Genomic DNA, 22,231 nt, shown 5'->3' on the forward strand with positions numbered 1-22,231 from the left:
TCTTAGAATTATAAATTAAAATTAAGGCCTGTGTTAATTGTAGGGGTTAGTAATGCTGCGAAAAACAAAATTATCCGTTTTACGCAGGTTTTAAACTTTTTGTTAACATTATTATTCTTAACAATAAATTGCCTTGTTGCAAAAAGTAGTCCAAAAGAAAACTCCCAACGGGCATTAGCGTTTAAACGGACAAAAAGCCTCGATAACGGGATAAGCTTTTCATGGCTTGAGCAAACCTGGAATAAAGCACCGCTTAACCAAAACGCTATAAAAGACAGCGATTTTGAACTGCTTAAAAAACTGGGGTTCAAAAGCATCAGGCTACCAATAGCCTTTTCATATCTCGAAACAGAACAAACATTAACAGCGCAGTTATTCAGGAACATTGATAAAGTGGTTAAGCAAAGCCATAGGTACGGTTTTAAATTGGTTTTGGATTTACACAACGGCAACTTAAATGACACCAATTATACTGCCCAAACAGCTAAAATTATCAGTATATGGCTAAAGATAACCCAAAGATACAGGTATACCAGCCCCGATGAAGTATTGTTTGAGTTATACAACGAACCGCCCCACATGAACCCCGATGTGTGGAAAGATGCCGCATATAACATCGTAACCGCGCTGCGTAAAGTTGACAAAAACCGCACCTATATTATTGGAGCATCAAATTATAACAGCATATATGAACTGAGCCGCTTTGTAAGGCTGGCCGACGAAAACATCATTTACACTTTTCACTTTTACGAACCCTTCTTTTTTACCCACCAGGGCGCCGAATGGATTGGCAACCAGGTTGCAACAACCGGGGTAACATTTCCTTATAGTGCGGAAAATTTTCCAGCCCTTAACCCAAAGGCAAAAGGAACACCAGGAGAGGCGCACTACCAATTGTACAAAAAAGATGGCAATGAACGCTCTGTGAATGATAAATTACAGATAGTTAAAGATTGGGGTAATAAATACGCGGTGCCCATTCTTTGCGGCGAATATGGGGTATACAACAAATACGCCGATTTGGATAGCCGTTGCAGATATATTAAAGCTGTAAGGGCGGCATTAAAGCGGCTGAACATCCCCGGAATGATGTGGGATTACAACAGTTCTTTCTCCATATTTACCGGCAAGCCCTCCATACTTAATTTACCAACGTGTATGAAAGACGCAATAGGTTATAATCCCGCAAAATGATGTAACTTTATTGTGCTTTAAATGTTACCTTTGCTCACTAATACGGTTATATGGAATTTTTTGTAGAAAAACGAAGAGAAGTAATGGGGCACATTGAAAAATTCATGCTCGAAAAGATGTATGATTTTTTGAAGCCGGTTGACAATATTTGGCAACCATCAGACTTTTTGCCCGATTCGTCAAGGGATTCTTTTTTCCAGGAGATCAAAGAACTACAGGAAAGCGCCGCCGGTTTAAGCTATGACCTTATTGCTGTTTTAGTTGGCGATACCATTACCGAAGAAGCCCTGCCCACCTACGAATCATGGTTAACCATGGTTGATGGTGTGAGCAAAAACGAAGATGGCGGCTGGATGAAATGGACCCGCCACTGGACCGCCGAAGAAAACCGCCACGGCGATTTGCTTAACAAATACTTATACCTGTCTGGCCGCGTAAATATGCGTATGATGGAAGTATCAACCCAGTACCTTATTGCCGATGGCTTTGATATTGGCACCGGTACCGATCCGTACCGTAACTTCATCTACACCTCCTTCCAGGAGCTGGCTACCAATGTATCGCACAGGCGTGTGGCATCGCAGGCTAAAAAAGACGGCGATACCCTGCTATCAAAAATGTGCGGTGTAATTGCCGGCGACGAAGCCCGCCACGCCAAAGCATATAAATACTTCATCGAAAAAATATTTGAGGTTGATCCAAGCGAAGCCATGATAGCCTTTGAGGATATGATGCGCAAAAAGATTGTAATGCCGGCCCACTTCCTGCGCGAAGTAGGCTTAAAAATAGGCCAAACTTTTGGGCACTTTACCGATGCCGCCCAGCGTTTAGGCATCTACACAGCTATCGACTATGTAGATATCCTGAAAGAACTGATTGAGGATTGGCACATTGAAAGCGTTCCGGATTTGAACGAAGCCGGTGAAAAAGCCCGTGACTATATCATGAATCTGCCAACCCGCCTGCTACGCGTAGCCGACCGTATGAAAAACCCTATGCTTGAGTACAAATTCAGCTGGATTAATAGTTAAACTATCCCGATTTTAAAAGCACCAAACACGGTGTTTGATTTGAACATCGCTGAATATATTTCCCCCCTTTTCGCTTTGCGAATAGAGGGGATTTTTTTTTTGATGGTCTCCGTAAGACTTTCTAATGATGGCTTATAGCGTCCAAAAGTCCCACAATCTAAAAAGTCCAAAAAGAATTACCAAATCTCCCTTGCATTCTGTGATTCGTATATCAAATGTAGTTGCGAGAACATTGGCGTGGTGCGGTGAAAACACCAGGGAAATCGCTTTTAACATTTTGGCATAAGATAACGTCTTTCAATGAGCACAATAGGTAGCCGCTATGCGGCATTGACTATTTAATAAGATGAAAGAATGCCGCATAGCGGCTACCTATTTGTAGAACAAGTATTTTGCTCCATAGGAGCTACCTTTTGCTATACAAATCTTTAAAAGCGATTTCCCTGGTGAAAACACCAACCACAAGCTGAATCTGCAGAATATTTTATATGATCTATGAGGCGAATATTTAGCGCTCAATCTGTCAAAATTCGGGAGTTTTTCAGAATAATAATGGCTTTTATGGGTTAAATTACTGATGATGAGCGAATAAAGTGTTCCATCTTTTTTCTTTTTAAAAAACATTAAATATTTGATAATGAGACAGAAAGGTGTTCGGGGTGTTCCAGGCGTTCCACCCGTTCCGGTGGAACGGTAACAAGGTAATGCATAGTACCATCAGCCTAAGCGAACAAAAAACTTCAGAGGTTTAGCCGGATTTCTTTATTTTTAAACAGGCTATAAAAAGTCCAAAAAGAATTATGGAATCTCCATTACCCCTGCATCTATTGGGGTAAATGAGCAATCCATGAAAAAAATTACACCTCTGATCTTATTGGTTACCGTGATGTTGATAACGCAGGCGCGGTTGGTTTATGCACAGCAGCCACAACTTACGGTTGATGGTAAAAGTAATAATGGCGTGCAACTGCGGCAATTAAAAATTGATGTGGCTATTTATGGCAATGTTAGTCGCACAACGTGGCAGATGACCTTTTATAACACCACCAGCCGCATTTTGGAGGGTACACTTACCTTTCCATTAAAAGATGGTGTAAGCGTAAGCCGCTATGCATTGGATGTTAATGGTCACATGCGCGAAGCCGTACCGGTAGACCGGGGCAAAGGTGCCGTAACTTTTGAAGCCATAGAACGCCGGCGGGTTGATCCGGGTTTGCTGGAGCTGGTTGCGGGCAATACCTTCCGCACCCGCATTTATCCAATAAATCCCAATAGCAGTCGTACAGTAATCATCGGGTACGAGGAAGAAATTCCGCTGGCGACTAATGGCAACCTTAAATTTACCCTGCCGCTCAACTTACAGGATACCGTTCAAAATTTTCAGCTAAGGGCATCAGTAATACAAAGCGCCACCGCACCCGTGCCAGATGATACCAACAGCGATGATCTTAAGTTTGATAACCACCGCAATATTTACGCGGCTACTATCAGCAAAAACAATTATGTGCCCAATCATTCAGTGGCTTTTACCATACCCAAACCACTGGATGCTGCCGAAGTAATGATCCAGGCAATGGGCAATAAATATTACTATTTTATAAATACCACGCTGCAACAGCAAAGCATTAGCAAGCCCATGCCCACACATATCGGTTTGCTTTGGGATGCATCACTGAGTGGCAGCAACCGCGATATCAAGAAGGAATTGGCCCTGTTAGATGTATACTTAAAAAAGGTAGCCAATGCGCAGATTACCCTGGTTACTTTTAGCAATACCTTGTTAAAAAAACAAACATATACCATTAACAACGGCGATTGGGCCGCGCTAAAAACCGATTTAGAACACATCACCTACGATGGGGCCACCAATCTGGCCAATCTTAATTTAGCTCAATACCTTGCCGATGAGTTTCTGCTGATGAGTGATGGCCATCAAACCTTAGGCGAAGGCGGCATCAAATTAACCAACAAACCTGTTTACTGCATTACATCGGCAGCAGTGGCCGACTATAGCAACCTAAAACTCATCGCCCTGAAAAGCCACGGTGAACTCATTGACCTTACCAAAGATGACACCCAAAAAGCGCTGACAAGTTTAACAACCCAGCCCCTGCACTTTTTAGGGATTAAGACCGGCAATACGGTTGAAGAAAACTACCCCTCGCTACCTGTTGCGGTTGGGCATACTTTTTCTGTAGCGGGCATTACGCGCAATCCTAACCAAACCCTGGTGTTGCAATATAGCTATGGCAACACGGTAAGCTACGAAAAAAAAGTTGTGCTCGATCTGCAACAGAACGCGGTAGATAGCCTGGATGTGGCCAAACTGTGGGCGCAGAAAAAAATAAGCGAGCTGGATATTAACTATGATGCCAACCGGCAGGAAATTGAATCATTAGGTAAGCGTTTTGGTATCATTACCCGCAATACATCACTTATTGTATTAGAAACGTTGAATGATTACCTGCAATATGAAATTGAACCACCTGCCGAACTCCGGGCTCAATATGATGATATTATTAAACAACGTGGCAGTAATAATGCGCAGCAGATGCCCCGCGATAACCTGGGTACCAGCAAAAGCATCCTTACCGAACTAAACTACTGGTGGAATAACGAGCACAAACCCGAAGATGCAACCGTACCGGTGCCTACTCCTGCACAGGTAGTTAAACCAACCAAACGCAGGATAAGCAAAATCCCGCATAAAACAACTGCCAATACCGTTGCCCAGGTGCAGATTGCCGAACCTGTAAGTGACGCGAATACTGCTCCCGCCAGGCCTTCGGCCCCACGCAGTATGCCGGTATCAAATAGCAGCCAGCTTGCCGAGGTAGTAATTGTGGGTTATGCCGCACAACGGAAACAGGCAATGTTAGGCTCTGTCACATCTGTAAAAAACCAAACTATGAGCCAATCCGTAGCTACTGTAAATACTCCGGATGATCAATTGAAGGAGACCTCCTCAAATGCAACCGTTACGCAAAGCCTTACAGGAAAAGTCGCCGGCGTACGGGTTGGCGCAGGCAGCCCTGGGTCAGCCAACCAGGTCATGGTACGTGGCATTGGCAATGTAGCCGATAATGTACAGCCTCTTTATGTAGTAGATGGCAGGGTGGTAACTAACTCGGCAAATATCAACCCTAATGATGTTAAGGGCGTCCAGGTATTAAAGGACGCAAGTGCAAGCGCCGTATATGGTTCACGCGCGGCCAACGGAGTAGTTATTATTACCACCAAAAATAGCAGTGCTTCGCGTGCAGATACGGTTCGGACCCAACAAGGGGCAACCAACAGCGGCATCAGCGTTACTTATCAAAAACCAGATGCCGACTATTTACGCGCCATCCGCCAAACTGATAAAGCGGTACAATACCAAAAATACCTCGATCTGCGCGCCTCCTTTAGCAGCAATCCGCTGTATTACTTTGACGTGGCCGACTATTTTATAAAAACAGGCAATAAAGAATTGGGCATCCGCGTGCTGAGCAACCTGGCCGAGCTTGACCTCGAAAGCTATGAGCTATACAAAATGCTTGGCTATAAGTTTAAACAGCTGGAAGATTATCCCGCCGAAGTTTACGTATTCAGGAAAGTGACCCAATTACGGCCGCTTGACCCGCAAAGCTACCGCGATTATGGTTTGGCTTTGGACGATGCCGGCCAGCATCAACAGGCACTTGATGTATTGTACAGCGCCATGATCAAAAGCTATACTAACGAGGCCGATGGATTGTACGCGGGCATCCAGGAGATCTTCCTGCCCGAAATCAACCGCATCATAGCCCTTAATAAAGGTAAACTCAACCTCAAAAATATCGATAAAGACCTCATTAAACCCCTGCCTACAGACATACGCATTGTGATGGACTGGAACATGAATAATACCGATATTGACCTTTGGGTTACCGACCCGGCCAACGAGAAATGCTACTACGGGCACCGTTTTACCGCCATTGGCGGCCGCAATTCGCACGATATGACCCGTGGTTTCGGTCCGGAGCAGTTTATGCTGAAAAAGGCTATCAAAGGCACTTACAAAATAGAGATCAACTATTACGGCAATAGCCAGGTAACCATAGCCGGGCCAACCACCATTATGGCCGAACTATTTACCCATTACGGCACTCCGCAGGAAAAAAAGGAGATAATTGTACTGCAAATGAAAAAAGATGCCAGCGGAGCTGTTTACGTGGGCGATTTGGATTTTCGTTGAGTGACTTGGGGACTTTTGGGACGAGTGACTTTTAGACGATGGGATTTTTTGAATTAAGGATAACTGACTAAAACGCATTGCCACACTAACATATTGGTGCGGCGATGCGTTTTCTATCCATCATTTCATACAGTTTGCGATATAATATCGGCAGGAATTACTGTGCTGTTTTGGGCTGGTGCATAATCAGCGTATTTAAAACTTCCTCTATTTCGGGAACAGGCATTTTTGAGACTAAATAGTAGTCTTTGGTTCCATTTTTATCCCAGGAGTTGCTGCCATCGATGTTAGCTATCATTTTGCCTTGTACAACGTTAAAATATTTTTCATAACCCCGCACTGCAACCAGCACGGCGGTTTCGTCCCAGCTCATTCTTCCCTTTGCGTCGTTAGGGTCAAGCAGAATACTTTTTTGAAATACATCTTTAACCGGTGAGTCAACAATAGATTGATCTGTTACAATCTGCAAACCTGTGTGGATTTTTGCGCCGATCTCAAATCCGCTAAGAATAATGGGGGAGGGCCAATTGTCAAATGCTATTTTTGATGAAAGGGAATCTTTTTTGATATTAAACTCCTTAAACGTCCCAATTTCATTGTTAAAGCACCCAGCCATACTCACTAAAAGCTTTACTTTTTTCCTGATCAACGCGGTGCCATTTAACGGGGATATATTATCCGGTTTGGATTGAAGCAGGTTAGCCATATTAGTCATAAAACCGATGGTAACAATAGTTACACTTTGATCGGGTTGTGCCGCAAGTATCTTCCTGTATAGCGTGGTCGCATCCTGGGCATCATCGTTATTTTTAATTTTGTGGGGATACCGGGCAACAATCAAAGAATCCCATTTTTGCCAGGAAGGTAAATTAACGGCATCGCCTCTTACCACACCAATAGGAACATCGGGCTTTTTAAAATAGGTATTCAGTACACTCAATGCGGGTGCGGCAAGCCTGTGTTTATTACTGGCCATGGTTGCAAGGATCCTGCATTCGCCCTGATCTGCCAACGCGTGTAAAATAGCGATTGCTCCTACATCGTCATAATCAGGACCTATATCAGTATCCAATATGATGTTTTTGGGTTCCTTTTGTTGGGCAAACGCAAAAGACCCTAAAACCATAGCAAACAGCAGCAAAACAATCTTATATTTCATGGTTGTTGTTATTTCCCCTTTTTCGTCTTAACTCTTGACTCTTAACTCTTGACTCTTTTCCTTTTCCCTTTTCCCGCTTTCATTTTTAAATTCAGCAGCTCTACCAGTACCGAAAATGCCATCGCAAAATAAATGTATCCTTTAGGGATATGTTGCTCAAAAGCTTCGGCCAGCAGGGATACACCTATCAGCAGCAGGAAAGACAGGGCGAGCATCTTTACCGTTGGGTGCTTATTTACAAAACCAGCTACGCTGTTGGATGCCCACATCATAATACCTACAGCTATTACAACCGCCAGGATCATGATTTCCACATGGCTGGCCATACCCACCGCTGTGATCACCGAATCTAAAGAAAATACGATATCCAATATCATAATTTGGATTATGGTGGCTACGAAGCCCTGCGGTTTAACGTTCTCATTATTTTCTTCGTCGCCTTCAATTTTATGATGGATTTCGGCAGTACTCTTATAGATCAGGAATAAACCACCAATAATCAGGATCAGGTCGCGGCCCGAGATGGCCAATTTTTCTGCCCAGCCCGCGTCGGTAACGTGAAACAAAGGTGCCAGGTTAAACAACGTTGCGGTAAGCGTCATCACCCAACTAATAGACAATAGCAGCAAGACCCGGGTGATCATGGCCATGCCCAAACCCACACGCCGGCCTTTGGCTTGTTGTTTGGCAGGTAATTTATCTGATAGGATAGAGATAAACACAATATTATCTATGCCCAAAACTATCTCTAACACGGTTAAAGTAAGCAGGGAGATCCATGATTCGGCCTGGGCAAATATTTCTAAATTCATAGGGTAGCGATGAGTTTGCCCAAAAATAACAAAACCCCTATCGTTTCCGATAAGGGTTTGCATAAAAGGTTAATATATGTGGGTTAATCGAATTTTACGCTCCCAAAGTTAGAGTTGATGGTGATGGTTTTATCCGCGCCGTTTTTACCAATATGACCTTTATAGGTTTTTGTTGGGTTAAAACCCCGTTCGTCATCACCAGGTGTTTTGTTGCTGATGTTTACAGCGTGATCGCCATAATTAAAGCTGCCATAGCGTACAGTTACATCAAAATCGGCATTGGGTTCATCGGTCATACCCAATTTAATGCTGGAGTATGATGAGTTAACAGCCAGGTTTTTCATATTTCTGTCCAACTCACCGATGCTAACACCGCCACCAAATTTCACGTTGATATTACCTGATGTTTTGATCTTACCAATTTTGGCCGAGCTATAGCTTAGTTTGGCATTCAGCTTATCGCAATCGCCAAGGTCAAGGCTGCCAAAGGCTACATCCAGGTCGCCGCCATTAAGAAAACCAATTTTGGCGTTGCCATATTTAACTTTGATCTGGCTACCCGGGCTGCTTAAAGTTTTGGCCAACAGGCTCCCATATGAATTGGTAATAATTAATTTACCACCAAGATCTGGCAAGTCCGTAGCGCCATATTTATTACTGATGGTTAGCGGGTTTTTAGCCGGCATATACACGGTATAATTAATCTCTATACTGCGGGTTGAGCTATTGCCACCACCAAATATGTTCGACCATGAGCCGCTATTATCGCCAGAACTGATCTCGGTTTTAAAGTAAACCCCGTTGCCGTCCTTACTATCGCGGATCACCACGTTATCTAACATCTTTTGGGCTTTATCGCCATTACTTGTACCTACTCTTATAGCTACATCAACTTTCACTTCGTTTTTAGCCCAGGTATTTACGGTGATCTTGCCAAATTTGTTGTCAATATTGATCACATCATTAGCATCAACTGTATAAGTTTTGCTATATGTTTTGGTTTTTTCAACCAAATCCTGGCTTTTTGCATTGTTGCCGGCGTCATTACCATCGGTATCATAGCTAAAATTGAAGTTGTTATCAAAATCCTTAAAGCCGTAAGCTATCATAGGGGCCAGCTTATCAAACTTAAAAGCAAAATTTACCATGCTATCATTAAATTTATAGCTAAAGTTTTTGAAGCTATCAAAGTTGTAGCTGAAGTTTTTATCAAAATGCTTAAAGTTTTTGCTCAGCGTTTTCATTTGCGTTTTCATGTTTTTATTGAAACGCTGTTTGTTAAGGCTGTTCATCTTTACCTGCAAATCGTGCATTTTGGTTTGCAGCTCTTTCATCTTAAGCTGATAATCCTTCGAATCCACGCCGGAGTCATCATCATCATTATCTGATGTGGCAACTTTTGGGGCAACAGGCTTAGCCGGTTTAACGGGCTTTTTTTGCTGTGCCGACCCTGCCAGGCCAACGGTTAATAAAACCGTTAAAGCAAGCAGGAACGGGTTAAATATTTTTGATTTCATCTTCCTTGTTGTTGTTCTTTGTTTCGTTAAACTGCTCTATAACATTTAATTGCTGACTTAGCACATCTGTTTGTATTTGCAAGTTCCGGATCATTGCACGTAAAACATCCTCCTGGTTAGGGCTGGTGGCTAAATCATTATTGAGTTTTTTGTAGGTAGAGTCCATTTTGGCAATTTCCGAAGTAAACTCCTTGTACAATTGCGGATCGCCTTTTGAGGCGGTTTTAAGCTCGTTTAACTGCGATTCAACAAGCGAAGCGTAGTGAACCTGTTGTTTGGCGTACTCGGGGTTAATAGCAGCCAGGTTAACGTTTTTTGCTCTTTTTTGGCTTTGAATATACAAGCCGAAACCTATCCCCATTACGATGATGACCGATGCGGCTACTTTTAATACGAAGGCCAGCGAAAAGGTTTTTGCTTCGCGCTTTTTTGGCTCTTCCTCCAGCAGCGTTAAACGCGCTTCTATTTTGCCCCACAGATCTGCCGATGGCTCGATCTCGTCAAATTCATCGTGATTATTTTTCATGAAATCTTCAAATCGCTTGCTCATGACACTTTTCCCTTTCTGCTTAAAATTTCCATTAGTTTTCTTTTAGCTCTCAAGAACTGGGTTCTTGATGTGTTTTCTGATATATTTAAAATCTGTCCTATTTCTTCGTGATCGTAACCTTCCAGCAGGTAAAGCGATAATACAACCCGGTAACCATCCGGTAGTTGTTTCATAGCTTCTTTAACCAATGCTACCTGGTACTGCACATCATCCTCATCGGCGCTTTCCTCATCCGGGATGTTTTCCAGGTGGTCGCCTTCCAATTCAATCCACTCCAGCTTACGTTTGCGCAATAAGTTTATGCTGCGGTTAACCACAATTTGTTTAAGCCATAGGCCAAAAGTAGTTTCCTGCCTAAAATCCTTTAGCTTGTTAAAAGCATCAAGGAAAGCTTCCTGCAAAACATCTTCGGCTTCGCCAATATTGCCCACTATCCTAAAGGCCACGTTCAACATCGCTTTTGAATATAAACGGTACAGCTCATAGGAAGCTTTTTTACTTCCCTGTTTGCACTCCGCCACCAGGCTGTAATGTTTATCTATAAATATTGCTTCCAATTGCGTTAAGCTTCAGGTTAATAGACGCAGGTTGTTTTGCAACGTTGCACAGAACAAAGAAATATTTTTTGGATACCCGGATTTCAGATTGAAAGGCATAAATATCTCAAATCTCCACCCGCAATCAATAGTAATCGCAAAGCCATAAAAATTAAAGCACCCGGTTAGCGGCAACCCTATGTTTATTTTTGTGTTGTTATATTAATATGAGTACAAAAAAGATCCGACTGAGCGTGCTTGACCAGTCGCCGATAAGAAAAGGGGCTACTGCGGAGCTTGCCGTTCAGGAAACTATTCAACTGGCCAAACTTGCCGACGAATTGGGATACACCCGTTACTGGGTATCCGAACACCATAATACCGGCATTTTAGCCGGCTCTACTCCCGAAGTATTGATAGCCCACCTGGCCGGGCAAACCAAACATATACGGGTAGGCTCTGGCGGCATTATGATGCCCAACCACAGCACTTTAAAAGTTGCCGAAAACTTCAGGATGCTGGAAGCACTGTTTCCAGGTAGAATTGACCTGGGCATGGGCCGCGCACCGGGTACAGACCGGATAACTGCTTCGGTATTAAACCCATCAAACCAGTTTAAAGAGCAGGATTTTATAGAACAGCTGGCCGATTTGAATAACTATTTTCATGACACCTATGAGCCGGGTACAATAGGTGCCAAAATAAGGGCCATCCCCCAGGTTAAAACGGTACCGGCGCAATGGCTGCTTAGCTCAAGCGGGCAAAGCGGCTTATTTGCGGCGCACTTTGGTATGGGTTTTTCTTTCGCCCATTTTATTAACCCCAATGGCGGCCCTGAAAATGTGAAACTATACCGCGAACGCTTTCAACCATCTGACGACCTGTCGCAGCCCGAGGTTAACGTAGCCATTTTTGTTTTTTGTTCAGAAGATGAAGAGCAAATAAAACAGCATCAGGCTGTGATGGACCACCGGTTTTTACAGTTTGAAAAAGGTGCCCCCATTGTTCCGCTAAGTTATGACGATGTTAAAGACCAGGTTTATACCACGCACGAACAGGAACGCATCCGGCATAACCGTTACCGGGTAATTACTGGCACACCATCAGAAATTAAACTGAAGCTAACCTGGCTGGCCGATGACTACGGTATTGATGAAATTATGGCCGTAACTATTTGCGAGAGTTTTGAAGCCAGGTTAACATCGTATAAGTTGCTGGCACGGCAGTTTGAGTTGTAAGGTAATCGGCTAAAGATTGTTATTACACAAGGTAAAAAACTCCGAGGGGAAAATAGCGAAATAAAGCGATGTCATTGTGAGTTTCAAAATCCACGGAAAGTGAAGGTGGGAATGACAATTATCTTTAACCCCACCGTCACAGTCCGCGGGATTTTGAAACTCCCCATGACGTTTTGTAAAAAATGTTTGTCATCAGAATGACAGGGTGTAGAAGGTAGTTCTTACGTCATCCTCACCTTCACAGTCCGCCGGATTTTACAACTCGCAATGACATGATGGAGCCATCACAGGCAGGAACGAAAGCAACGGCGTCATTAATTGACGGATATAGCTTATATATCCATCAACTCCTTTTTCTTCTTGCTTTTCATCCGCTTAGGTACAAACTCCAGGATCTCGTTTTTCAGGGCCTCGATCATTCTTCGTTTTAAAAAATTGCGTTGTATCACAATGCTTACTTCGCGGGCCGGTTCCGGCGATTTAAAGTAGCGTACTTTATCTAACTGCTTTTCGGTAAGTTCGGCAAGGGCAAGTTCGGGCAATATGGTGGCTCCGTTATTTTGGTCAACCATACGTTTCAGGGTTTCCACACTACCTGTATTGTATTCAAAATGCTGAAAGCCTTTAGTAGTTTTGCGTCGCTGGCAAATGTTTAGCACCTGTTCGCGCATGCAATGCCCTTCGTTCAGCACCCATATCTCTTCCATATCAATATCATCGGGTGTAATGCTCTTCTTTTTTGATAGCCTGCTGTTTTTTGATACGTAGGCTACAAAGTTTTCGTAAAATACAGGGATCTCGGTTAGGTTATTTTCGTGCAGCGGCGTTGATAAGATACCGCAATCAATCATACCTAATTTTAACTGTTGCACAATCTCTTCGGTGGTTTGCTCCCATACAATCAGTTTTACCTGCGGATACTTTTCAATAAAGCCGTGAATAATTTTTGGTAAAATATAGGGCGATATAGTAGGTATAATACCCACCTTCAACTCACCCGATAGCTCCTTTTGCCTATCGGTGATGATCTCTTTGATCTTCTCACTTTCAGATAACATCACCCGGGCCTGGGTTATTATTTCAATGCCTATTTCGGTAGGCGTAACGGGCTGCTTACTGCGGTCAAACAGTTTAACGCCAAGGGTATCCTCCAATTTCTGCACCTGCATACTCAGCGTCGGCTGGGTTACAAAACATTTTTCGGCGGCTACCACAAAACTGCGGTAAGTATCAACCGCTACTATATACTCCAGTTGTGTTATGGTCATATCATATAGATAAATTCTATTCAAATATAACAATTATTGATTTTTTCTATTAGAATATTATCATCAAGTTTGACTTACAAAACTCAATTGCTATGGAAACCAAAAAAAAGCTTACTACTGCATCTGGCAGGCCTTACGTGGAGAACGAAAACTCACAAACCGCCGGTCCACGGGGTCCTATACTGCTGCAGGATTACATTCTGCACGAAAAAATGGCCCACTTTAACCGCGAGCGTATCCCCGAAAGGGTTGTTCATGCCAAAGGATCGGGCGCTTATGGTAAATTGACCATTACACATGATATCAGCAAATACACCCGCGCCAAAGTTTTCAATGCCATTGGCAAGGAAACTAAACTGTTCCTGCGTTTCTCTACTGTAGGCGGCGAAAAAGGCTCGGCCGATACCGAACGCGATCCTCGTGGTTTTGCTATTAAATTTTATACCGAGGATGGCAACTGGGACCTGGTTGGTAACAACACCCCCGTATTTTTTATAAAAGATCCTAAAAAGTTTGGCGACTTTATACACACTCAAAAGCGCGATCCGTATACCAACTGCAAAAGCGCTACCATGATGTGGGATTTTTGGTCGCTTAACCCCGAGAGCCTGCACCAGGTAACCATTTTGATGAGCGACAGGGGTACACCATACGGCTACCGCCACATGGATGGCTTTGGCAGTCATACCTTCTCCTTCATTAACGCTGCCAATGAACGTTTTTGGGTTAAGTTCCACTTTAAAACGTTGCAGGGCATTAAAAACTTTACCGACGCCGAAGCAACTGAAATGAAAGGTAAAGCACCAGACTTTGCACAGCACGACCTGCTAACCCATATTGATAACGGCGATTTCCCAAAATGGGCGATGAAAATACAGGTGATGCCCGAGGCTGATGCCAAAACATACCATATTAACCCATTTGATTTAACCAAAGTATGGCCGCATGCGGATTACCCGCTGATTGACGTAGGCGTACTGGAACTGAATGAAAACCCTGATAATTATTTTGCCCATGTTGAACAAGCTGCCTTTGCCCCGGCACACGTAATTGATGGTGTTGGCTACTCGCCGGATAAAATGCTGCAGGGCCGTATCCTATCGTACCCGGATGCGCACCGCTACCGTTTAGGGGGCAATTACGAGCAGATCCCCGTAAACAAATGCCCATACCTGGTGAGCAATTATCAAAGAGATGGCCAAATGACCGTTAATGGCAACCATGGCTCGGCACCAAACTATTTCCCTAACAGCTTTGATGATATTGAGGTTGACCAAAGCTATAAAGAACCAGCCTGGGATTTTGGCAGTTCGGTAGGCGATTGGTATGACCGCAACGCCGAAGGCGAAAACGATCATTACAGTCAACCCGGTGCATTATACCGCTTAATGGATGCGCAGCAAAAGCAGGATCTGATTGCAAATGTGGTTGGCGCAATGAGCGGCATTGACGGGCCTAAAAAAGACCTGATAGTTAACCGCCAGCTTTGCCACTGGTTTAGGGCCGATATTAACCTGGGCATGGCCATAGCCAAGGGCCTTGAGCTTGATCTGTCTGAAACCATGAAACATATGCCGGCGTAAGTCAGTTGGCAGTTTTAAGTTTGCAGTTAGCATGCCTAATAGAAACACAGAAGGCGATAGGTAAACCTATCGCCTTCTGTGTTTGAACCTAAAATTATTGAACTAAGGAATTCATCGAATTTTCCTTAACTTGTTTATCTAATTTAAAAAAACTGCAAACTGCAAACTGCAAACTGCAAACTGCAAACTGCAAACTACTCCACCGTTACCGATTTAGCCAAATTCCTTGGCTGATCTACGTTACAGCCGCGCATTACGGCTATGTGGTAGGCCAGCAATTGTAGCGGAATAGTTGCTATCAGCGGTACAAAAGCTTCGTGGGTTTGCGGGATCTCGATCACGTAATCGGCCATGGCACGTACTTCGGTGTCACCTTCGGTAACAATAGCTATAACGTGGCCTTTGCGGGCTTTTACTTCCTGTATATTGCTAATTACTTTTTCGTAAGATGAACTTTGGGTTGCAATTACCACAACCGGCATATCATCATCGATCAGGGCGATAGGGCCGTGCTTCATTTCAGCTGCAGGATAACCTTCGGCATGAATGTAAGAGATCTCTTTAAGCTTTAAAGCCCCCTCCAATGCAACAGGGAATGAGCTCCCCCTACCCAGGAACAGACAATTGGTACTATCCTTAAACTTGGCTGCAATTTTGATCACGTGATCATTGCATTTCAACGCCTCTTCTACCAATTGCGGAATCTGATTTAGCTCGGTTAAATATTCAACCAGTTTGCTTTGGGTAATTTTACCACGCTGCTGGGCAATATAAAACGCTATGAGGGTTAATACGCTCACCTGGGCGGTAAATGCCTTGGTTGATGCCACACCAATTTCGGGACCGGCATGGGTATACACACCTGCATGTGTGGTACGAGGGATGGATGCGCCAACCACGTTACAAATCCCAAATATGGTAGCCCCTTTTTCTTTAGCCAGCTCAATAGCGGCCATGGTATCGGCAGTTTCGCCAGACTGAGAGATGGCTATCACCAGATCTTTTTCGGTGATGATGGGATTGCGGTAACGGAATTCAGAAGCATATTCAACTTCTACCGGTACACGGGCGTATTCCTCTATCAGGTATTCGCCCACCAGGCCGGCATGCCATGAGGTACCACAGGCTATGATGATGATCCGATCAACGTTTTTTAGCTTTTCGGTATATTCTTTGATCCCCCCTAATTGTACTTTCCCTTGCTGCGGATAAATACGACCGCGTAAACAATCTCGGATTGACCGGGGCTGCTCATAGATCTCCTTTAACATAAAGTGCTCATAGCCGCCTTTTTCAAGCATTTCCAGCTTCAGGTCAAGTTCCTGGATGTAGGGAGTTTGTACCGAGTTATCGATGTTTTTGATCAGCAGGTTCTCGCGATGAATGTAAGCGATCTCGTTATCATTTAGGTAGATCACGTTCTTAGTGTACTCTACAATTGGGGTGGCATCAGATGCTATGAAATATTCGCCTTTACCAACGCCAATAACCATAGGGCTACCTTTGCGGGCGGCAATCAACAGATCTGGTTCATCGGCACTCATAATCACAATAGCATAAGCGCCTATCACCTTGGTTAGTGAAACCCTAACCGCTTCGCGCAGATCCAGGCCTGTTTGGGCCATAATATCCTCTATCAGGTGAATTAAAACCTCGGTATCCGTGTCGCTTTTAAAAACGTGGCCTTTGGCAATTAACGTTTCTTTAATAATGCCGTAGTTTTCGATGATCCCATTGTGGATAATGGTAAGCTTACGATCTCCCGACGAATGCGGGTGTGAGTTTCTGTCGCTTGGCGCGCCGTGGGTAGCCCAACGGGTATGCCCCATGCCTATTGATCCTTTCAGGTCAATATCTTTTACAAACTTTTCAAGGTCATCAACCTTGCCGGCTTTTTTATAAACCTTAAGCTCCTTATCTAACAGGGCAACACCGGCGCTGTCATAGCCCCGGTACTCTAACCTGTGAAGTCCTTTTATAATAATGGGATATGCATCCCTAAAACCTATATAACCAACAATGCCGCACATAGTAAAAATTTAGTATTTGTATTGGCGCAAAAATATCAGCTATATAACATACATCACAGGTAATTATTTTAATTATTTAATAAAAGAGCAACTTTTTTTCGTACTTAAAAATAAATTTTAAGAAGTGCATTGGGCTTAAACAAAAAAATCCCCTAAGCGGGGATTCTTTTTATTTAAAACAGTGTTTTAGTACTTTGGAATTTTGGTGTAGATCAAATTCAATTTGATACGGTAAGGCGAGCTTTTATCGTTACCTATCAATATAGCACGGGCCGCAATTTGCGCGCTTGGCGTTATGGCCGTTGCACCTGTTGTTGAATTTACTTCGCTGGTATCAATAGGCGCTATGTAAGTCCCATAATCAACCGTTTTTTTGCGGATAAGATTTTGGATATAGCTGGTGATCACAAAACGATAAGCTTTAACAGGTTCTTTGGTAGTACGTGAATAAAAGCCACCAAATAAACCAGCCTGGTACAATGCGTTAGACGAATTGGCATCCTGAATCAAAATCCTTTGATTAGCAATATCCAACTGGTACATTGTAAGCTTAGATAAAGGCGCAAACGGTATTCCAGAACCTTGTACTGGTGTAATCACCAGTTCGGCACGGTTTAACACTATCGAATCGGGATTTAACTTATCTAAACCAGGGAATGCGATTTTTGAACGCAAGCCGCCTAAACCTTGTAAATAAACTGTAGTTTGAGTGGTACTGGTATTTTTAGCCGCTTTTACCGCCGCGCTATACGTCCGTTTTATTTCGGCTGCATGTAGCGGGAAGGTAAGCCTTGCCGTTGCCGTATCTATCGTAGTATCTTTAACTGCTTTGTAAAACACATCTAAGTACGATGAAGCAGCTGCCAGGTTTAACTGTAAAGTACCACCGGCATTTGAAGGCTGCGCCCTTTCTAAAGTAACGTACAAACCTTTAACCGCGTTTTGGAAGGCAGCATCCGATGCTAAGGTTGCTCCACTGGCGTTAAACAGGTTATCATAAATAAACTTTTTGCTAAATGGTATACGCAATTGAGGTGCTACCCTTTGCACGGTGTCCAAAGTATCGGCGCGGATCCTCACAATAGTTAAACTATCGTGGGTATTTGCTGTAAACGTTTTGGTTGCCAATAAGGTAGATTGCGCGTTCCAGTGACTATTGCTGTAATAAGTTGATGTTGTTGGCTTATCGATAAGCTGGTAAACATTCACTTTATATTTTGTAGCTACCGAATCGCCGTAAAATCCATCAGCATAACCTAAAACCATCACGGCCGAATCGATAGTAAGTGTACCTGCAGGCACGGTATACGGCGTGGTTGGCATTAACAAGCCAAGGGCAACATTTGATTTTACGGTACCAAAGGCCGGATCAACAAATTCGCCAAGTGGTGTTTTTGCAAGAGCAGATGTAACAACTGCTGTTGAATCCTCATCAACCGTATTAAAGGTAATATTGGTATCAACAAGCAGGGTGCCGCTAATTTGGTTTGAAGTATCAACACCCAAGCCAATACTATCCTGGCGCTTACAGCTATTCAAAATAAAAAGACTTATTAACAGGGTCAATAAGTCTAATCGGAAAAATTTCATATATAATATTAAGTCTTATGCAACATGCACCAATTCGTCGTTGGTAATTTCGTCGTAAAAATTGTAATAATTTTCGAAATCTGCGGTAGAATCAAATTCCAAAACCGATTTATTGCTGTTTTTAACATTATTTAACACATCTGCGTCGATATTCTCGCTGCCCAAAACAATCCCGTCTGAGTATTGTATTGCACCTGCATAAAGCGCAGTATTAGTACCTTCTTTGTAAGCGTCAACGTGCTCTTCAGTCATATTGCTCATGATTGCTTTTTGAGCAAACTCAGCATCTAACTTATCCTTAAAATCATTCTCGTAAATGGAGTAAATGATTTTTGAATGTTTGAAAGTTGGATCGTCTTTGTAAGTAGTTTTCAGGTATGCAGGCACCAAAGCACTCATCCAACCGTGGCAGTGAATGATATCAGGAGCCCAGCCCAGCTTTTTCACAGTTTCTAATGCGCCTTTGCAAAAGAAAATCATTCTCTCATCATTGTCGGCATAAAATTTACCGTCCTTATCACCAAACACATGTTTACGCTGAAAATATTCTTCATTATCTAAAAAATATACTTGCATACGTGCTGCGGGGATAGATGCTACCTTGATGATCAGCGGGTTATCATTATCGTTGATAATAATATTCATACCCGATAAACGGATAACTTCATGAAGGCGGTTCCTGCGCTCATTAATATTGCCAAAACGCGGCATAAGAATCCGGATCTCGAATCCCTTCTCCTGCATTGCCTGCGGGAGTTGGCGTGTTATTTCAGCAATTTTTGTGAGTTCAAGGAAAGGAGACATTTCATGAGTTACAAACAATAGCTTAGATTTACCCATCACTTAATCAGTATTAAAAATATGTAAGAAGTCAAAAAATTTGAGTTTGCAAATATAATCATTATTATATGAACTGTCAACGAATTGTGCAAGTAACTTTTGGTATTTTTTGCGTAAATGCACACCTTTGCCGAATTTAGTAATTGTTATTACATTGAAGATATTTACCACCCGGCAAGAAGTAGCCCAGTATTTTACCCATAAAACAGGCAAAACCGTTGGTTTTGTGGCAACTATGGGCGCGTTGCATAATGGCCATATATCGTTAATAAAGCAGGCGCAGCAGGTTTGCGATGAAGTTGTGTGCAGCATTTTTGTAAACCCCACCCAGTTTAACGACCCCAAAGACCTTGAAAAATACCCCCGGCCAATAGCTACAGATATAGCTATGCTGGAGCAGGCCGGCTGCGATATTTTGTTTAATCCGCTGGTGAGCGAAATGTATGATGATAATGAGAAATGGCATTTAAACATAGGCGAGCTGGAGCATTTATTGGAGGGCAAGTTCCGCCCCGGTCATTACCAGGGGGTAATGCAGGTGGTAAACAAACTGTTTAACATCATCAAACCTGATGTGGCATTTTTTGGCCAAAAAGATTACCAGCAATTTATGGTGATCAGCAAAATGGTTGAACTGATGCAGATGCCGGTAAAGCTAATCATGTGCCCTATTGAGCGGGAAACCGATGGCCTGGCCATGAGCTCGCGCAATGTACATTTAACCGCCGATGACAGACAGCATGCCCTTATCCTATCCAAAACATTAAGCTGGGTTAAAGCCAATTTTAACTCTGATAACATCCCACAACTGCAACAGCAAGCCGAAGCTATGATCAATACCGAACCCGGCATAGTGCTTGAGTATTTTGAAATTGTTGATGGCGATACCCTATTCCCCGCCACTCATCAAACCCAAAAAGTTGTTGCCCTTGTAGCCGCCCGCGCGGGTAAAACAAGATTGATTGATAATATGTTGATAGTGTAAGAGTTGATGGTTCATAGATCATGGTTCATAGTTGATAGATCATGGTAAAATTCCAACATTTAGAATCCGACACCTTCCGGCTATGATCTATGAACCATCAACTATGAACTTCTACATTGAACTGTAAAACTTTACAGCCATGATCTATGAACCATCAACTATGAACTTTTTCCCCGATAATTTATTTATAACTTTGCACCATGATTATTGAGATATTGAAGTCCAAAATTCACAGGGTGAAGGTAACGCAGGCAGAGCTGAATTACGTGGGCAGTATTACAATTGATGAAGACCTTATTGAGGCAGCTAATATTATCCCCAACGAGAAGGTACAAATAGTAAACAATAATAACGGTGCCCGTTTTGAAACCTATGTTATAAAAGGCGAGCGCGGCAGCGGTACAGTTTGCTTAAACGGCGCTACCGCAAGGCTGGCCCAGGTTGGCGATATTGTGATCATTATGTCATACGCGTACATGGAGACCGACGAGGCCCGCGCTTATGAACCTATCCTGATATTCCCTGATGCCGATAATAAACTGATTAGGTAATAACACCCATTTTATTAAAAAATTTATTGACAGCGGCTTAAAAAGAGCCGCTTTTTTTATTTGTTATTTTACCGGGTTACCACCGCCCTCCTGCTTAACAATTAAATAACGTTACCCTAACGTTTAATAAAGTAATTTAGGACCGTTATAATGCCCCTCCTTTATCAATGAAACTACCTTTAACCTTTGTTTTACTTTTTTTAGCATCGCTTTGCTTTGCCCAACGCCAAAATGTTTATTTTCTGAAAAATAACGGCAAACATGTTGAAGTACGCGATAGCGCAGACTATATCAGGATAGTACGCGAGCCTGATTCGGGCTCGGTAAACTTTAATGTGTTTGAGTACTATCTTGATGGTAAAGTACAGATGCTTGGTAAATCATCGACGGTTGATCCGCTTACGCTTGAAGAGCAATGTATCCGCTTTTTTAAAAATGGCGGCAAGAAAACAGCATCAACTTATAAAAAAGGCCTGCTTATCAATATCGAATATTACTACTTTCCCAACGGCAAAATTTACCAGGCACTAACTTATCCTGATAATGGGCTGCTTTATAATGAGCTCGAAAACAATTTCCTGATTAACGAGTGCCGCGACTCAACCGGAACATCATTAGTAAGCGAGGGAAACGGACACTATATAGGCTATGATGAAGATTTTAAAAAAATTACCGAACAGGGCGATGTAAAAAACGGCAAACGAGAAGGCGTTTGGCAAGGACGCAATGATAATCGTCATACTTCATTTGAAGAAACCTATAATAACGGAATACTCGTTACAGGCTTTGCCAAACTTGACGATGGTAAAACTGTAAACTACACGAAAGCACGAAGCGTGGCACCGCAGTTTAGAGGCGGACTTGACGGTTTTGCAAGATATCTTTCAAACAATATTCAATATCCTGATATTGCCCGTGAAAACAACATCCAGGGCAAGGTTGTATTAAGTTTTGTGGTAGAAAAAGATGGGCGTATAACAGAAATAAAGGTAACAAAGTCTGTTGTTCCAGTTATTGACCAGGAGGCTGTCAGGGTGTTAAATAACTCACCTAAATGGGTTCCTGGAACAATGTATGGGTCGCCGGTAAGGGTGCAGTATTCGGTGCCTGTAAGCTTCGCTTTAAATTAAT

17 protein-coding genes are annotated in these 22,231 nt (G+C 42.9%); 8 read left to right on the forward strand and 9 right to left on the reverse strand.

Annotated features, from left to right (window positions below; translation table 11 throughout):
- Positions 1 to 99 precede the first annotated feature (99 nt).
- From FHS10_RS21160 to FHS10_RS21170, 3 genes are all read left to right on the forward strand, one after another.
- Entirely contained in the window at positions 100 to 1,194 is a 1,095-nt protein-coding gene (locus tag FHS10_RS21160; RefSeq protein WP_259094365.1) for a glycoside hydrolase family 5 protein, read from the forward strand.
- 50 nt (positions 1,195 to 1,244) lie between these two features.
- Positions 1,245 to 2,225 (forward strand): acyl-ACP desaturase, encoded by a 981-nt coding sequence (locus FHS10_RS21165; RefSeq protein ID WP_259094367.1) that lies wholly within the window; start codon positions 1,245 to 1,247, stop codon positions 2,223 to 2,225.
- An 847-nt stretch (positions 2,226 to 3,072) separates the two neighbouring features.
- Positions 3,073 to 6,441, forward strand: coding sequence for a DUF2135 domain-containing protein (locus FHS10_RS21170; RefSeq protein ID WP_259094369.1), 3,369 nt, complete (start codon positions 3,073 to 3,075; stop codon positions 6,439 to 6,441).
- Positions 6,442 to 6,598: 157 nt separating this feature from the next.
- On the opposite strand, the gene FHS10_RS21175 is transcribed toward FHS10_RS21170, so the two are convergent.
- The 5 genes from FHS10_RS21175 to FHS10_RS21195 all read right to left on the reverse strand — a co-directional run bounded on the left by FHS10_RS21175 (position 6,599) and on the right by FHS10_RS21195 (position 11,036).
- A complete protein-coding gene (locus FHS10_RS21175) occupies positions 6,599 to 7,600 on the reverse strand; it encodes a nucleoside hydrolase (RefSeq protein WP_259094371.1) in 1,002 nt (333 codons plus the stop codon).
- 41 nt (positions 7,601 to 7,641) lie between these two features.
- Entirely contained in the window at positions 7,642 to 8,412 is a 771-nt protein-coding gene (locus FHS10_RS21180) for a TerC family protein (RefSeq protein ID WP_259094373.1), read from the reverse strand.
- A gap of 83 nt (positions 8,413 to 8,495) precedes the next feature.
- Positions 8,496 to 9,929, reverse strand: coding sequence for a DUF4097 family beta strand repeat-containing protein (locus tag FHS10_RS21185; RefSeq protein WP_259094375.1), 1,434 nt, complete (start codon positions 9,927 to 9,929; stop codon positions 8,496 to 8,498).
- Positions 9,910 to 10,455, reverse strand: coding sequence for a hypothetical protein (locus FHS10_RS21190; RefSeq protein ID WP_259094378.1), 546 nt, complete (start codon positions 10,453 to 10,455; stop codon positions 9,910 to 9,912). The genes FHS10_RS21185 and FHS10_RS21190 overlap by 20 nt, the downstream gene beginning before the upstream one ends.
- Positions 10,456 to 10,475: 20 nt before the next feature.
- The gene (locus tag FHS10_RS21195; protein ID WP_259094380.1) at positions 10,476 to 11,036 is read right to left on the reverse strand and encodes an RNA polymerase sigma factor; all 561 of its coding nucleotides are present in this window, start codon (positions 11,034 to 11,036) and stop codon (positions 10,476 to 10,478) included.
- A 206-nt stretch (positions 11,037 to 11,242) separates the two neighbouring features.
- Between FHS10_RS21195 and FHS10_RS21200 the strand changes: the two genes are divergently transcribed.
- Positions 11,243 to 12,253 (forward strand): LLM class flavin-dependent oxidoreductase, encoded by a 1,011-nt coding sequence (locus tag FHS10_RS21200; protein WP_259094382.1) that lies wholly within the window; start codon positions 11,243 to 11,245, stop codon positions 12,251 to 12,253.
- Positions 12,254 to 12,585: 332 nt separating this feature from the next.
- On the opposite strand, the gene FHS10_RS21205 is transcribed toward FHS10_RS21200, so the two are convergent.
- Positions 12,586 to 13,521 (reverse strand): hydrogen peroxide-inducible genes activator, encoded by a 936-nt coding sequence (locus FHS10_RS21205; protein WP_259094384.1) that lies wholly within the window; start codon positions 13,519 to 13,521, stop codon positions 12,586 to 12,588.
- A gap of 92 nt (positions 13,522 to 13,613) precedes the next feature.
- Between FHS10_RS21205 and FHS10_RS21210 the strand changes: the two genes are divergently transcribed.
- Complete coding sequence (locus FHS10_RS21210; protein WP_259094386.1) at positions 13,614 to 15,104, forward strand: catalase; 1,491 nt, start codon at positions 13,614 to 13,616, stop codon at positions 15,102 to 15,104.
- 194 nt (positions 15,105 to 15,298) lie between these two features.
- Here FHS10_RS21210 and glmS read toward each other — a convergent pair whose 3' ends face one another.
- The 3 genes from glmS to FHS10_RS21225 form a co-directional block, all read right to left on the reverse strand.
- Positions 15,299 to 17,134: a glutamine--fructose-6-phosphate transaminase (isomerizing) gene (glmS, locus tag FHS10_RS21215; RefSeq protein WP_259094388.1), complete on the reverse strand. Its 1,836-nt coding sequence runs from the start codon at positions 17,132 to 17,134 to the stop codon at positions 15,299 to 15,301.
- 186 nt (positions 17,135 to 17,320) lie between these two features.
- Entirely contained in the window at positions 17,321 to 18,724 is a 1,404-nt protein-coding gene (locus FHS10_RS21220; RefSeq protein ID WP_259094389.1) for a DUF4270 family protein, read from the reverse strand.
- A 15-nt stretch (positions 18,725 to 18,739) separates the two neighbouring features.
- Positions 18,740 to 19,564: a glycogen/starch synthase gene (locus FHS10_RS21225; protein ID WP_259094391.1), complete on the reverse strand. Its 825-nt coding sequence runs from the start codon at positions 19,562 to 19,564 to the stop codon at positions 18,740 to 18,742.
- A 154-nt stretch (positions 19,565 to 19,718) separates the two neighbouring features.
- Here FHS10_RS21225 and panC point away from each other — a divergent pair, with 154 nt between their 5' ends.
- The 3 genes from panC (at position 19,719) to FHS10_RS21240 (ending at position 22,230) form a co-directional block, all read left to right on the forward strand.
- Complete coding sequence (gene panC, locus FHS10_RS21230) at positions 19,719 to 20,549, forward strand: pantoate--beta-alanine ligase (protein ID WP_259094392.1); 831 nt, start codon at positions 19,719 to 19,721, stop codon at positions 20,547 to 20,549.
- A 200-nt stretch (positions 20,550 to 20,749) separates the two neighbouring features.
- Positions 20,750 to 21,100: an aspartate 1-decarboxylase gene (panD, locus tag FHS10_RS21235; RefSeq protein WP_259094394.1), complete on the forward strand. Its 351-nt coding sequence runs from the start codon at positions 20,750 to 20,752 to the stop codon at positions 21,098 to 21,100.
- A gap of 167 nt (positions 21,101 to 21,267) precedes the next feature.
- On the forward strand, positions 21,268 to 22,230 hold the full coding sequence (locus FHS10_RS21240; protein ID WP_259094396.1) for an energy transducer TonB: 963 nt from the start codon (positions 21,268 to 21,270) through the stop codon (positions 22,228 to 22,230).
- The last annotated feature ends 1 nt before the right edge of the window (position 22,231 follow it).

Source organism: Mucilaginibacter dorajii (assembly GCF_024808255.1).
Lineage (GTDB): Bacteria > Bacteroidota > Bacteroidia > Sphingobacteriales > Sphingobacteriaceae > Mucilaginibacter > Mucilaginibacter dorajii.